A 12,855-nucleotide genomic window follows, 5' to 3' on the forward strand; every position below is an offset into this window, starting at 1 on the left:
TTTATACCCGGATAAAAATGGCGATATTCCGATTCCAGCCCGCGGGCGCCCACGATGACCACCACCACACTTCTTCCTTCCTACACGGCCTTCGACGGCCATCGCCGGCTCGCGTCGGGCCCGCTCGCGACGGTCGCGCTCGCGGTCCGGCAGGCTGCCGGCGATGCGATGCCCGGCACGATCCTGATCTTCGACGATGCGACGGGCCGCTCGATCGATCTCGACCTGCGCGGCACGGCGGACGAAATCCGCGCGCGCTACGCGCCGCCGTCGGGCGACGCCGCGGGTGCCGCCGGCGAGCCGGCCGGCGCGGGTGAACAGCGTGGCCGCGGCCGGCCGAAGCTCGGCGTCGTGTCGCGCGAGGTCACGCTGTTGCCGCGTCACTGGGAATGGCTGGCCACGCAGCCCGGCGGCGCGTCGGTCGCGTTGCGCAAGCTCGTCGAGGACGCGCGACGCACGTACGCGCAAGCCGACCGGCAACGCGACGCGCAGGCGCGCGCCTACCACTTCATGTCGGCGATGGCGGGCGACCTGCCCGGGTTCGAGGAGGCCGCGCGGGCGCTGTATGCGAACGACCCGGCGCGGCTCGCCGAGCTGATCGCCGGCTGGCCCGACGACGTGCGCGACCATGCGCTCGCGCTGGCGCGCGGCGAGCTGCCGCCGTCCACCGAAGACTGCTGAAAGGAGCATCCGACGCCATGACCGCATTCGATCTGAACCGCGGCGCGATCGCGCCGGTTGCCGACGAAGTCGATCTCGTCGACCTGCGCGTGACCGGCGCTATCCCGCGGGAACTCGACGGCACGCTGCTGCGCAACGGCCCGAACCCACCGGGCGGCCGCTTCGAAGGGAACGACGTGCTGTCGTGGTGGCCGGAAGCCGCGATGCTGCATGCGATCGCGTTCGAACGCGGCCGTGCGGCCGGCTACCGGAACCGCTGGGCGCGCACGCAGCGCTGGGCCGCCGTGCATGCGCCCGCGCAGGCGCCGCGGTTGCCCGACACCAATCCGAACGTGAGCGTGCTGCAGCACGCCGGCGAATTGCTTGCGCTGGCGGAGGGCGGCGCGCCGCTCGCGATTACGGCCGCGCTCGATTCGCTCGGCGTGCCGGCGCGGCACGCAAGCCTCGGCGGCGGGATGACCGCGCATCCGAAGGTCGATCCGGTGACCGGCGAGCTGATCGCGTTTCGCGCGGACTGGCGCGCACCGTGGCTGCGCTACGGCGTTGCCGACGCGCAGGGCGTGCAGCGCGTCGATATCGAGATCGACCTGAGCGCGCCGTCGATGATGCACGACCTCGCGATCACGGAAACCCGCAGCCTGCTGCTCGACCTGAGCGTCGGCTACGACTTCTCGCTGCTGAAGCAGGGCCACCGGATGCCGCTGCGCTGGCACGACGACCGGCCCGCGCGCATCGGCGTGATCCCGCGCCACGGCGGCGCCGTGCGCTGGTTCGGCGTCGAGCCGTGCTTCATCCAGCACGTCGTGAATGCATACGATTGCGACGAATCGTGCATCGTGCTCGATGCGGTGCGCTATCCGTCGTTCCTGCGGCTCGATGCGGGTACGGGCCGCTTCGCCGACAACCCAGTCGGCGAGCTGTGGCGCTACGTGATCGATACGGCGAACGGGCTGATCGACGAAGGGCCGCTCGCCGACGGCGGCATCGAGTTGCCGCGCATCAACGAAAGCCGCACGGGGCGCCCCTATCGTTACCTGTATGCGGTCGAGCAGCCTAACAACGCGGAAATGCGCGGCGTGATGCGCTTCGACCACGCGCGCGGCACGACGACGCGCTACGCGGTGCCGGCCGGCGACCAGAACGGCGAGCCGGTGTTCGTGCCGCGCCCGGGCGGCGTCGACGAGGACGACGGCTGGCTGCTGGTGATGGTCTACCGCGCGGCGACGGATACGAGCGACGTCGTGATCCTCGATGCGCGTGCGATCGACGGCGGGCCGGTCGCGACCGTGCACCTGCCGCGCCGGGTGCCGGCCGGGTTCCACGGCGCGTGGGTGCCGCGCGCGCGCTGAGCGGCGGGGCCGCGCGTCACTGCGCGCGCAGCGCGTCGACGATCTTCAGCCGCGCGGCGCGCAGGGCCGGCAGGAACCCGCCGACGAGCCCCATCACGAGCGAGAACAGCAGCGTCTTCACGACGATCGCGGGCGTCAGCACGAAGCGGAACGACAGGTCGGCGAAGGTTTGAAAGTTGGTCGTCGAGAACGACGCGAACTGCATCAGCGACGCGCACGCGAGCCCTGCGACGCCGCCGACGAAGCCGAGCAGCAGCGCTTCGAGCAGGAACGCGGCGAGCACGCTCATGCGCTTGAAGCCGAGCGCGCGCAGCGTGCCGATCTCGGCGACGCGGTTCGCGACCGACGCGTACATCGTGATCATCGCGCCGATCATCGCGGCGATCGAGAAGATCGTCGACAGCGTGATGCCGAGGATGTTGATGAACGTCGACAGCGCCTTCGACTGGTCGCCGTAGAAGGTCTGCTCGCGCTTCGCCTCGTCGGTGAGGCGCGGGTCGACGTCGATGTCGGCCTTGAAGCGCGCGAAGCCGTCGGCGCCCGGGATGCGCAGCACCATCGACGAGTAGCTGGTGCGCCGGAACGACTGCATCAGCTGGTCGACGTCGCCCCAGATCTCCGAGTCGAAGCCGCTGCCGCCCGCGTCGAAGATGCCGACGATGGTCCAGTCGCGCTGCGCGAAATGCAGGCTGTCGCCGAGCTGCGTGCCGCTGAACCCCTTCGCGATCGCGCTGCCGACGATGATCTCCGACGAGCCGGGCGTGAACATGCGGCCGGCGACGAGCTTCACGTGCGGGCGCAGCGCGAGGCCGGCCGGCGACACGCCGCGGATCACGACGTTCGACGGCTTGCCGGACGACGTCTTGACCAGCGAAATCAGCACGACCGCCTCCTTCGATACGAGCGGCCGGCCGTCGGGGCCGAGCGCGACGGCCGGGTGCATCTCGAGCGCGTTGGCCTGCTGGTGGTCGATCGAACTCTGGATCTCGGTTTCGGCGCCCTTGCGGATCACCACCGCGTTGTCGGGTTCGCCGGTCGACACGAGCGTCTTCGTGAGCCCCGCGTCGAGCATCTGCACCGTCGCGAACACGAAGATCACGAGCGCCATCCCGCCGGCGGTCAGCGCGGTGGTGAGCCGCCTGGTCCACAGGTTGCGCGCGATGTAGTTGAGCGGGATCGCCATGCTTCTACCCGATCGCCCGCAGGCCTTCGACGACGCGCACGCGCGCCGCCTGCCACGCCGGCACAAGCGCCGCCGCGAAGCCGACCGCGACCGAGCACGCGGCCTGCAGCATGACCGTCTCGGCCGACACCTTGAACACCGGGAAGATGCCGCCGGCCGCCTGCTTGAACAGGCTCGCGGCGGGCGGCGTCGCGAGGATCCCGAGCCCGCCGCCGGCCACCGCGATCACGACCGATTCGCCGAACACGATCAGCGCGAGGAAGCCCGGGCCGAAGCCGAGCGCCTTCAGCGTCGCGTATTCGGCCGTGCGTTCGCGCGCGCTCATCGCCATCGCGTTGGCCATCACGGCCATGATGATCAGGATCACGACGTACGACACGACGCGGATCGCCGCGATGATCTGGTTCGACATCGCGACGAAGCCGAGCTGGAACGCCTGCTCGGTTTCGGTCAGCGTCTCGGCGAGCGAGTTCTTGAACACCGCGTCGACGTTGCGCGCGATCGACGCGCCGTCGTCGGGGTTCGCGACGCCGAGCACGAAGACGCCGACCTGGTCGGCCTGTTTCGGCGTGCGCTGGCGCACCGTCTCGTTCAGGTAGTCCCAGTGGAACACCAACTGGCGCGTGATCGTCGAGTCGTCGCGGCCGTCGAAGATCCCGCGCACGACGAAATCCCAGGTGCCCGGATAGATCGTGCCCTTCAGCGGGATCACGTCGCCGATCTTGAAGCCGAACTGCGTCGCGAGCTGGCGCCCGACCAGGCAGCCGCGCCGGTCGCGGTTGTAGTCGGCGCGCTGCGGGTCCGGGACGATGAATTCCGGGTACAGGTCGAGATAGTTGTCCGATACCGCGAAGCTCGCGAAGAAGTTCTTCGGGTCGCGGTAGATGCCGCCGAACCAGTTCGAGCGGACCACGGCCGTCACGCCTTCGACGCCGCGAATCCGGTTCTCGTCGCTCACGGGCAGCGGAAACACGAGCGAGATCGCATTGCGCGTGACAAGCCGCCCGCTGGATGCGGCGGCCGCGCCCGCGTACCACGCATCGACCACGGTGTGCAGCAGCCCGAACGCGAGCACGGCGATGGTCAGCCCGAGCACGGTCAGCAGCGTGCGCAGCCGGTGCCGCAGCGCGTTGCGCGCGATCAGCTTCAGCACGTACATCGCGCGCGCTCCCGCGGCCGGTCAGCCGGCGTGCCCATCGATCAGCTCCCCTTTTTCCAGATGCACGAGCGAGCGCGCGGCGCCGGCCGCGTGCGCGTCGTGGGTCACCATGATGATCGTCTTGCCGAGCTCGGCGTTCATCCGCTGCAGCATCGCGAGCACGTCGGTGGCCGACGCGCGGTCGAGATCGCCGGTCGGCTCGTCGGCGACGATCAGCACGGGATCGGTGATCAGCGCGCGTGCAATCGCGACGCGCTGCTGCTGGCCGCCCGACAGCTCGGACGGGTAATGGCTCGTCCGGTCGCCGAGATTCACCATGTCGAGCACGAGTTCGACGCGTTCGCGCCGCTCGCGGCGTGACAGGTGCGTGAGCATCAGCGGCAACTCGACGTTCTCGAACGCGGTGAGCACCGGCATCAGGTTGTAGAACTGGAAGATGAAGCCGACGTTCGCCGCGCGCCATTCGGCCAGTTGCGCCTCCGCGAGCAGCGAGATGTCGAGCCCGCCCACGCGCAGCTCGCCGCTGTCGGGCCGGTCGATGCCGGCCACCAGGTTCAGCAGCGTGCTCTTGCCGGAACCGGACGGCCCCATCAGCGCGACGAAGTCGCCTTCGCCGATGTCGAGCGTGATGTCGGTCAGCACCGGCACGATCTGGTTGCCACGCCGGTACGACTTCGCGACGTGGCTGATTTCGACGAGGGGCGGCGGGGCGTCGTTCACGCGTGCGCTACTTCTTCGCGACGGTCACTTTCGCGCCGTCCTTGAGCTTCTGGCCCGGCGCGAGGACGACCGTGTCACCGGGCTTCACGCCGCGGATCGCGACGAGTTCGCCGATCCGCATGCCGGCCGTCACCGCCACTGCGTGCACGACGTCGTCCGTCACGACGAACACGACCGGCCGCCCGTCGCGCTCCACGACCGCGCTCGCCTGCACGGCCGTCACGGGCCGCCGGTCCTGCGCCGACACGGGCTTCGACAGGAACGCGATCTTCGCGCTCATGTCGGGCAGCACGCGATCGTCGCGGTCGACGAAGCGCACCTTCACGAGCACGGTGGCTTTCGAGCGATCGACGGTCGGCACGATGCGCGACACGCGGCCCGCGAAGCGCATGTCGGGCAGCGCGTCGAGCTGGATCTCGCACGGCTGCTCGGCGCGGATCTTCGCGATGTTCGATTCGGCGACGTCGGCCTCGACCTCGAGCGTGTCCATGTCGGCAATCGTCACGACGGCGCCCTTGCTGTCCGACGCGGACGAGAACGGCGTGATGTTGTCGCCGACGTTCGCGTGCTTCGCGAGCACGATGCCGTCGAACGGGGCGCGGATCACCGTCTGGTCGACCGCGACCTGCGCGGCCTGCGCGTTGGCCTCGGCGGACGCGATCGCGGCCTGGTCACTGTTGACGGACGCGCGCGCCTTGTTCACGCGGGCCGTGTCGGTATCGAGCTGCGCGGCCGGCACGGCGCCCTTTGGCGCGAGCACCGAGGTGCGGCGCAACGCGATCTCCGCGTCCTTCAGTTCGGCCTGCTCGACGCCCAGGTTGGCGCGGGCGACCTTCACCTGCGCGAGCGCCTGCGCCAGCGAGGCTTCGACGTCGCGGCTTTCGAGGCGCGCGATGATCTCGTCCTTCTTCACGCGCGTGCCTTCCAGTACGCCGAGCCATTCGACGCGCCCCTGGCCCTTCGACGCGACCGCGGCCTTGCGCTGCGGCACGACGTAGCCGGTCGCATTGAGCTGCGTGTCGTTCTGGTACGGGTAGGCGGACGTGACGGCAGTGGTTTCGACGGCCGGCCGGCCGGTCAGCGCGAGGCCGGCGGCGATCGCGACGATGACGGCCGCGGCGGCGACCGCATAGCGGAGCCACCGGCGCCGGCGGGGCGCCGGTGCGAGCGGACGCCGGTCGATCTTCAGTTTGTCCAGGTTGTGATCGGGCAATTTGAGCGCCTCGAGACGGCGGCGGCCTGGTGACCTGCCGCGATCCGGTTTCCGGGGAAAGGGACGGATGGACGCCAGTATAAGCGTCGCCCCGACGGCGCGCGAGCGGGTTGTCGGCGGCGCCGCAGCCGCCGCCGGACCGGTCGCCGGCAGGGGAATAGGCGTGCTCCCCCGGGGAAACCCGAGGGGGCACGCAACGTGTCAACTTGCCGCGAACGCGGTGCGTTATGGAACCAGTGCGTCAGGTTTTGTCGCGGCGGAACGGCGAAAGCCGGCCGCGTGGCCTGGGGCTCCGATGCGAATGCCTCGCATCCTTACTTACCGGTACGTTTGACTTTTTCTCCGCTAAAGGAAGAACAATGAAGAAGACGCTCGCTTCGATCATGACCGCAGCATTCGCACTCGCATCGGTTTCGGCATTCGCACAGGAGACGGCATCGGCGCCGGCAGGCGCGATGGCACCGGCTTCCGCACCGATGAAGAAGGATCACAGCAAGCCGAAGCACACGCTGAAGCACCACGGTTCGGCCAAGGGCAAGGCGAAGGCCGCAGCCGCATCGGCAGCCGGCACGAACGACGCAGGCGCAGCCAACTAAGCGCTTCGACCGGGGCCGGCATCGCCGGCCCCAGTCGCGAGACCCCGCATGTTCACGCATGCGGGGTCTTGTTTTTTCAGGCGCCGGGTTCGCCGGGCAGCGGCGCTGCCGGCGGCGTGCGCATCGCGTCGACCACCGTGCGCATGCGTCGCCAGTGCGAGCCTTCCCAGAACACGCGCCGGCATACGTCGCACGCGGCGAAGCGCCGGTGCCGCTGCCGGACGCCGGCCGGCACGCGCGGCGCTGCAGCCGCCGCGTCGAGCGGATGCAGCGGCGCATTGCAGCGTAGGCACAGCCGGAACGGTCGCATGTGCGGCGCGAGATCGAGCCGCTCGAACAGTTCGCGCAGCTGGTCGGCTGGCTGCAGTGCGTGCAGGTAGCAGCCGCGCTCGACCGCGCGCCGCTTGAGCAGCTCGCGGTCGCGGGTCAGCACGATCCGGCCCTCCCGCGCGGCGAGCGCCGCGAGCTCGTCGTCGCGGTAGTGGTTGTCGTAGCAGGTGTCGAAACCCGCGAGGCGCAGCAGTTGCGCGAGGCCGCCGAGATGCGCGTCGGCGACGAAGCGCCATTGCGCCGGCGGCGGCACGGCGGCCCCGTTTGCCGCTGGCTGCGCGTGTTCCGGAAAGGCTTCAACCCGATCGCCTTCGTCGAGCGGCCGGTCGAGCGTGGCCGGCGCATCGTTCACGCACAGCCGGCCGATTTCCGTATGCGGGACGCCGAGCGCCTCGATCGCGTGCTTCAGCGTCGCGTCGCGCGCGCATGCGTGCCCGAACGCGCGGTCGCGCTGCGCGCGCGGGAGAAAGGCGTTCAGCTCGTCGTGGAAGCGGAAGGTCGCGGTCGGCATGCGCGCAGTATGGCACCGCGCATGGCCGGCTGCGCGCCCTGCAGCCGCGGCGCATCTGTGTTTAACTCCCCGCTTCACGGAGCGAAGGAGCGGGAAATGGATCTCGGATTTATCGGGCTGGGTGAAATGGGGCAGGCAATCGCAACGAACCTGCTGAAGGCCGGGCACACGGTGCGGGTCTGGAACCGGTCGCGCGAGCGCGCCGAGCCGCTCGTTGCCGTCGGCGCGCAGATCGTCGACACGCCGGCCGACGCGTTTCGTGGCGACGCGGTGTTCTCGATGCTGGCCGACGACGCCGCGGCGCGCGCGATCTTCGACGATGCGCTGCTCGCACAGGCGCCGCGCGGCCTGATCCACGTGAACATGGCGACGGTGTCGGTCGCGCTGGCCGAATCGCTCGCGCACGCGCATGCGTCGCGCGGCATCCATTACGTCGCCGCGCCGGTGATGGGGCGGCCCGACGTCGCGGCCGCCGCGCGCCTGACGATCATGGCGGGCGGCCCGGCCGAGGCGATCGACCGCGTGCAGCCGCTGTTCGACGCGATCGGCCAGAAGACCTGGCGGTTCGGGTCGCTGCCGCAGCACGCGAACGTCGCGAAGATCGCCGCGAACTTCACGCTCGCGTCGGCGATCGAGACGCTCGGCGAGGCCGCTGCATTGCTCGGCGCGCATGGCGTCGCGATGCGCGATTTCCTCGACGTCATTACCGGCAGCGTGTTTCCGGGCCCCGTCTACGAAGGCTACGGCGGCATGATCGCCGAGCGGCGCTACGAGCCCGCGCGCTTCAAGGCACGCCTCGGGTTGAAGGACGTTCGCCTCGCGCTGGAAGCCGGTGACGCCGTGTCGGTGCCGCTGCCGGTGGCGAGCGTCCTGCGCGACAACCTGCTCGATGCGCTTGCACACGGCGGCGGCGAGCAGGATTTCGCGGTGCTCGGCGAGGTCGCGCTGCGCCGCGCGGGCCGCTGATCCGTCGCGCGACAGCAGGCCGGCGCACCGGCATAATCGACGTTTCGTTTTCCCTTACATCGAGGCAGAGGCGCGCATGAACTTGCATACGTGGTGGCTTTTCGTGGCGACGGTGTTCGTCGTGTCGGCGATTCCGGGCCCGAACATGCTGCTGGTGATGACGCACGGCGCGCGGCACGGGCTGCGGCGTTCGACGTGGACGATGGCCGGTTGTCTCACCGCGCTGGTGCTGATGCTGTCGGTGTCGGCGGCGGGCCTCGGCGCGGTGCTCGAAGCATGGCCGGCGATGTTCAATACGCTGCGCTTTGCGGGCGCGGCCTACCTGATCTACCTCGGCGTGAAGGCGTGGCGCGCCCGCGTCGACGGCGAGCAGCCCGCCGCCGACGTCGAAACCGTGTCGCGCCAGGCCGCGCCGGCATCGCGTGGGACGCTGTTCCGCAACGGATTCCTGGTCGCGGGCAGCAACCCGAAGGCGATCCTGTTCGCGGCCGCGCTGCTGCCGCAGTTCATCAACGCGGCCGAGCCGACGCTGCCGCAGTTCGGCATGCTCGTCGTCACGTTCGCGGTGATCGAGGTGAGCTGGTATCTCGTCTACGCGTCGTTCGGCACGCGCATCGGCGCGACGTTGAAGAGCCAGAGCGTGGCGAAGATCTTCAACCGGCTGACGGGTGGGCTGTTCGTCGGCTTCGGCGCGATGATGGCGCTGGTCCGTCACTGATTTCGCACTGACACCGGTGCACCGAACGCCCCGTCCCTCGCAAGAGGGCGGGGCGTTCTGCCTTTCGGGCCTGCGTCACGCTTGGCCTACGCACGCGGGCGCGTCAACGCCGTTGCGCCGGCCCGGCGTCCGTCCGTGAGCCCGAAGGCGGCGGCCGCGCCGGCGAACGCGAACCCCACGCCGCATACCGCGCTCCATCCACCCCAGTCCCACGCGGTGCCTGCGAGCACCGCGCCGAGCGCGCCGCCGATGAAGAACAGCCCGACGAACAGCCCGTTCAGGCGGCCACGCGCGGCCGGGTTGAGCAGGTTGATCTCGCGGCGGCCGATTGTCTGGTCGACGATGACGCCCGCGTCGAGCAGCGCCGCGCCACCGGCCAGCAGCGCGAGCGCGAGGTTGCGATGGGCGTGCGCGTCGAAGCCGAACCAGCCGGCGCCCGCGATCCCGAGCACGACGAGCGCTACGAGCATCGTGCCGTGCGCGATCCGCTGCGCGGCCGGGCCATGGCCGCGGTCGCCGGCGCGGCCCGCGAGCGGCGTGACGATCGCACCGCTCGCACCGGCGAACGCGAACAGCGCAATGCCGTGCAGGTCGAGGCCGAACGGCGGCTGCGCGAGCCGCAGCCCGACCGCGGTCCAGAATGCGCTGAACGCGGCCATCGCGAGCGCGGCCGACAGCGCATGCCGGCGCAGCACCGGCTCGTCGGCGAGCAGGCGCCCCATCGATGCAAGCAGCGCGCGGTAGCCGGCCGTGATCGACGGCGTGCGCGACGGCAGGCGCAGCGCGAGCACGACGGCGATTGCGGCGTTCGCGAGCGCGGCCAGCACGTAGAACCCGCGCCAGCCGGCCGAGCCCGCGATCAGGCTCGCGAGCGGCCGCGACAGCAGGATGCCGAGCATCAGCCCGCTCATCACGTTGCCGACCGCGCGGCCGCGCTGCGCCTCGGGTGCCATCGACGCGGCCATCGGCACGAGCATCTGGATCACGCTCGACGCAGCGCCGGCCGCGAACGTCGCCAGCAGGAACACGGTGCCGGACCGCGTGAACGCCGGCAGCGCGAGCGCGGCCGCGCACGCGGCCAGCGTCGTGACGATCAATCGACGGTTCTCGAGCAGGTCGACGAGCGGTACGAGCAGCACGAGCCCGGCCGCGTAGCCGAGCTGCGGCAGCATCGCGACGAGGCCGGCCAGGGCGGGCGGCAGGTGCAGGTCGGCGCTGATCGGGCCCGTCAGCGGTTGTGCGGCGAACAGGTCCATCACGATCACGCCGACCGTCGCGGCGAAGAACAGCGTCATGCCCGCGCTCAATGCGGGCGGCGTGCTGACCGGCGTGCGAACGGCGGCGGGGCAAGGGGTGGCAGGGCAGTTCATCGGAAGCCTGGCGAGTGGGTCTAAGAAGTACCCATCGTAGGTGCCCGATGTTTATGCGACAATTGAAATATCAATAACATGATTATGCGAGTTTGTTTTGAATACGCGTGATCTCCAGGCATTCGTCGCGGTGGTCGACAGCGGGTCGATGGTCGCCGCGGCCGCGAAACTCCACCTGACGCAGCCGGGCTTGACGCGGCGCGTGCAGAACCTCGAAACGCTGCTCGGCATGCCGCTGCTTGAACGGCAAAGCAAGCCGCTGAAGCCGACCGCCGCCGGGCGCGACGTCTACGCGCTCGCGCGCAACGTGCTGTGCGCGGTCGACGCGCTGATGGCGGCGGGCGCGCCGGACAGCGAGCCGTCGGGCGAGCTGCGCATCGGCGTGCCGCCGTTCCTGTCCGAGCTGGCGCTCGAGCAGCCGATCGACCGGCTGCGTGACGCATTTCCGCGCCTCACGCTGCGCGTGACGGCCGGCTGGTCGCCCGCGTTGATGCAGGGCGTCGAGCGTGGCGCGCTCGACGTCGCGGCCGTGATGGTGCCGGCCAGTGCGGCGCTGCCCGACGCGTTCGTCGCGACGCTGCTCGGCACGCAGCCGACGGTGCTCGTCGCCGCGCACGACTTTCCGCTGCCGGACGGTCCGCTGTCGATCGACACGCTGTCGAGTTTTCCGTGGGTGCTGAGCCAGGACGGCTGCGGGATGCGTTCGGCGCTGAGCCGAATGCTCGGTGCGGCCGGGCTGCCGTTCGACGTCGCGGTCGAGGCATTCGGTTCGGAGTTGCAGCTGTCGCTCGTCGCGCGCGGCGCGGGCATCGGTATCGCCGCGCCGAACGCGCTGGCGCGCAGCGCGCATCGCGATGCGCTGAGAGTGGTGGAAACGGTGGGGCTCGAGACGCGGATCAACGTGTGGATCGTGCACGGCGCACTGCCGGGCCGGCTGGCGCGGCCGGTCGCGCTGCTGCGCGATGCGCTGGGCGAAGTGCTCGACCGGGAAAACAGGGTGGGGTCAGATGCAATGAAGCCAGTCTAGAGGCGAACTTCGAGGGAAAATCCTTATTTTCTCTACGGAAATGTTGCATTGCGGAAACCGATTCGCTATAGTTGCACCTGTCTCCTCCATGTCTCCTCTGATATGGATTCAGCCCGCCTCTTAGGCGGGCTTTTTTTTGCCTGCGATTTTGTCGCGGCCGTCCATTCGTCGTCCGTCGCCGCGCTCAGAACTTGTACGTCATCCCGACGTAGCTGATGATCGGGTCGGCCTTCAGGTCCGATTTCGACTCCGAGAGCACCGTGCCGTCGGCTGCCTTGATCGTCACCGTCGACGTCGTCTTCAGCGGGATGTACGTCACCGACGCGATCAACCCGAAATGCTCCGTCATGTTGTACTGCAGCCCCGCGTTGAACACCGGCTGCCACGACGACGACGCCTTCGCCTCCACCGACGTCGTACCCGGCTTGCCCGCGCCCGCGGCGAGAACCGCGCCGAGGTTGTCCTGCGTCTGCTTGATGAAGTTCGTGTTGAGCTGCAGGTCGCTGAACCAGTTGTACGACACGCCGAGGCCGAGGAACGGCCGGAACTTCGCGGTCGCCTGCCCGAAGTAGTACTGCAGCAGCACGGCCGGGCTCCATTGCCGCACGCTCTTCACGATCGGGTTGACCGACGCGAGCCCGATGTTCTGCGTGCCGAGCGCGCCGGCGGGGCCGGGTGGCTTGATCGTGCCCTGGCCCGACACCTTGAACACCGGCGGCACGCCGGCCACCGACGTCACCGCGATATGGTCGGTCAGGAAGTGGCTGACCGTCAGGCCGACGGTGTCGGCGCCGCTCGTGTGCAGCCCGGTGCCCGGCGACGTGAACGACGGCGGCAGCCGCAGCGGCGTGTTGATCGGCGTCGGCGCGACGTTGGTCGTCATCGGCGTGCTGCTCTGCTGCGGCATCACGTGGAACCAGCCCAGCGTGACGACGTTGCTGCCGGCGCTCTGCGCGTGCGCCGCGAGCGGCGCCAGCACGGCGGCGCCGGCCGCGGCACGGAGAAGGGTTTTCTTCATCACGGCTTCCCCCT

13 protein-coding genes are annotated in these 12,855 nt (G+C 69.9%); 6 read left to right on the plus strand and 7 right to left on the minus strand.

What is annotated here, in order from left to right:
- Positions 1 to 54 precede the first annotated feature (54 nt).
- Together ACPTTC_RS01225 and ACPTTC_RS01230 are read left to right on the plus strand one after the other, a co-directional pair.
- Positions 55 to 681 (plus strand): DUF2239 family protein, encoded by a 627-nt coding sequence (locus ACPTTC_RS01225; protein ID WP_226199456.1) that lies wholly within the window; start codon positions 55 to 57, stop codon positions 679 to 681.
- Positions 682 to 698: 17 nt separating this feature from the next.
- A complete protein-coding gene (locus ACPTTC_RS01230; RefSeq protein WP_423391338.1) occupies positions 699 to 2,030 on the plus strand; it encodes a carotenoid oxygenase family protein in 1,332 nt (443 codons plus the stop codon).
- Positions 2,031 to 2,046: 16 nt separating this feature from the next.
- Here ACPTTC_RS01230 and ACPTTC_RS01235 read toward each other — a convergent pair whose 3' ends face one another.
- The 4 genes from ACPTTC_RS01235 to ACPTTC_RS01250 are packed head-to-tail and all read right to left on the minus strand — an operon-like array spanning position 2,047 to position 6,305.
- Complete coding sequence (locus ACPTTC_RS01235; protein WP_423391339.1) at positions 2,047 to 3,213, minus strand: ABC transporter permease; 1,167 nt, start codon at positions 3,211 to 3,213, stop codon at positions 2,047 to 2,049.
- Between the two features lie 4 nt (positions 3,214 to 3,217).
- The gene (locus ACPTTC_RS01240; protein ID WP_423391340.1) at positions 3,218 to 4,372 is read right to left on the minus strand and encodes an ABC transporter permease; all 1,155 of its coding nucleotides are present in this window, start codon (positions 4,370 to 4,372) and stop codon (positions 3,218 to 3,220) included.
- A 21-nt stretch (positions 4,373 to 4,393) separates the two neighbouring features.
- Positions 4,394 to 5,092 carry an ABC transporter ATP-binding protein gene (locus tag ACPTTC_RS01245; protein ID WP_011350637.1) on the minus strand — a complete coding sequence of 233 codons (699 nt, stop codon included), beginning with the start codon at positions 5,090 to 5,092 and terminating at the stop codon, positions 4,394 to 4,396.
- 7 nt (positions 5,093 to 5,099) lie between these two features.
- The gene (locus tag ACPTTC_RS01250) at positions 5,100 to 6,305 is read right to left on the minus strand and encodes an efflux RND transporter periplasmic adaptor subunit (RefSeq protein WP_423391341.1); all 1,206 of its coding nucleotides are present in this window, start codon (positions 6,303 to 6,305) and stop codon (positions 5,100 to 5,102) included.
- A gap of 359 nt (positions 6,306 to 6,664) precedes the next feature.
- Here ACPTTC_RS01250 and ACPTTC_RS01255 point away from each other — a divergent pair, with 359 nt between their 5' ends.
- Positions 6,665 to 6,901, plus strand: a complete 237-nt coding sequence (locus ACPTTC_RS01255) for a hypothetical protein (RefSeq protein WP_226199469.1) — start codon at positions 6,665 to 6,667, stop codon at positions 6,899 to 6,901.
- Positions 6,902 to 6,977: 76 nt separating this feature from the next.
- Here the strand turns inward: ACPTTC_RS01255 and ACPTTC_RS01260 are convergent, their stop codons facing one another.
- Positions 6,978 to 7,742: a Mut7-C RNAse domain-containing protein gene (locus ACPTTC_RS01260; protein ID WP_423391342.1), complete on the minus strand. Its 765-nt coding sequence runs from the start codon at positions 7,740 to 7,742 to the stop codon at positions 6,978 to 6,980.
- Between the two features lie 21 nt (positions 7,743 to 7,763).
- Between ACPTTC_RS01260 and ACPTTC_RS01265 the strand changes: the two genes are divergently transcribed.
- Complete coding sequence (locus ACPTTC_RS01265) at positions 7,764 to 8,708, plus strand: NAD(P)-dependent oxidoreductase (protein ID WP_423393302.1); 945 nt, start codon at positions 7,764 to 7,766, stop codon at positions 8,706 to 8,708.
- Between the two features lie 76 nt (positions 8,709 to 8,784).
- Positions 8,785 to 9,426 carry a LysE family translocator gene (locus ACPTTC_RS01270; RefSeq protein ID WP_175958306.1) on the plus strand — a complete coding sequence of 214 codons (642 nt, stop codon included), beginning with the start codon at positions 8,785 to 8,787 and terminating at the stop codon, positions 9,424 to 9,426.
- 86 nt (positions 9,427 to 9,512) lie between these two features.
- Here ACPTTC_RS01270 and ACPTTC_RS01275 read toward each other — a convergent pair whose 3' ends face one another.
- The gene (locus tag ACPTTC_RS01275) at positions 9,513 to 10,796 is read right to left on the minus strand and encodes an MFS transporter (protein WP_423391343.1); all 1,284 of its coding nucleotides are present in this window, start codon (positions 10,794 to 10,796) and stop codon (positions 9,513 to 9,515) included.
- A 97-nt stretch (positions 10,797 to 10,893) separates the two neighbouring features.
- Between ACPTTC_RS01275 and ACPTTC_RS01280 the strand changes: the two genes are divergently transcribed.
- Positions 10,894 to 11,823 (plus strand): LysR family transcriptional regulator, encoded by a 930-nt coding sequence (locus ACPTTC_RS01280; protein ID WP_423391344.1) that lies wholly within the window; start codon positions 10,894 to 10,896, stop codon positions 11,821 to 11,823.
- A gap of 184 nt (positions 11,824 to 12,007) precedes the next feature.
- Here ACPTTC_RS01280 and ACPTTC_RS01285 read toward each other — a convergent pair whose 3' ends face one another.
- Positions 12,008 to 12,841 (minus strand): OmpW/AlkL family protein, encoded by an 834-nt coding sequence (locus tag ACPTTC_RS01285; RefSeq protein ID WP_175969945.1) that lies wholly within the window; start codon positions 12,839 to 12,841, stop codon positions 12,008 to 12,010.
- Between the last annotated feature and the right edge of the window lie 14 nt (positions 12,842 to 12,855).

Origin of the sequence: Burkholderia mycopellens (assembly GCF_964265025.1) — a bacterium.
In the GTDB taxonomy this organism is placed as follows: Bacteria; Pseudomonadota; Gammaproteobacteria; order Burkholderiales; family Burkholderiaceae; genus Burkholderia.

Coding starts and splice junctions, on each gene's coding strand:
- ACPTTC_RS01230 (WP_423391338.1), top strand. CDS start 699: ATGACCGCATTCGATCTGAACCGCGGCGCGATCGCGCCGGTTGCCGAC.
- ACPTTC_RS01255 (WP_226199469.1), top strand. CDS start 6,665: ATGAAGAAGACGCTCGCTTCGATCATGACCGCAGCATTCGCACTCGCA.
- ACPTTC_RS01260 (WP_423391342.1), bottom strand. CDS start 7,742: ATGCCGACCGCGACCTTCCGCTTCCACGACGAGCTGAACGCCTTTCTC.
- ACPTTC_RS01235 (WP_423391339.1), bottom strand. CDS start 3,213: ATGGCGATCCCGCTCAACTACATCGCGCGCAACCTGTGGACCAGGCGG.
- ACPTTC_RS01285 (WP_175969945.1), bottom strand. CDS start 12,841: ATGAAGAAAACCCTTCTCCGTGCCGCGGCCGGCGCCGCCGTGCTGGCG.
- ACPTTC_RS01275 (WP_423391343.1), bottom strand. CDS start 10,796: ATGAACTGCCCTGCCACCCCTTGCCCCGCCGCCGTTCGCACGCCGGTC.
- ACPTTC_RS01240 (WP_423391340.1), bottom strand. CDS start 4,372: ATGTACGTGCTGAAGCTGATCGCGCGCAACGCGCTGCGGCACCGGCTG.
- ACPTTC_RS01265 (WP_423393302.1), top strand. CDS start 7,764: ATGGCCGGCTGCGCGCCCTGCAGCCGCGGCGCATCTGTGTTTAACTCC.
- ACPTTC_RS01225 (WP_226199456.1), top strand. CDS start 55: ATGACCACCACCACACTTCTTCCTTCCTACACGGCCTTCGACGGCCAT.
- ACPTTC_RS01270 (WP_175958306.1), top strand. CDS start 8,785: ATGAACTTGCATACGTGGTGGCTTTTCGTGGCGACGGTGTTCGTCGTG.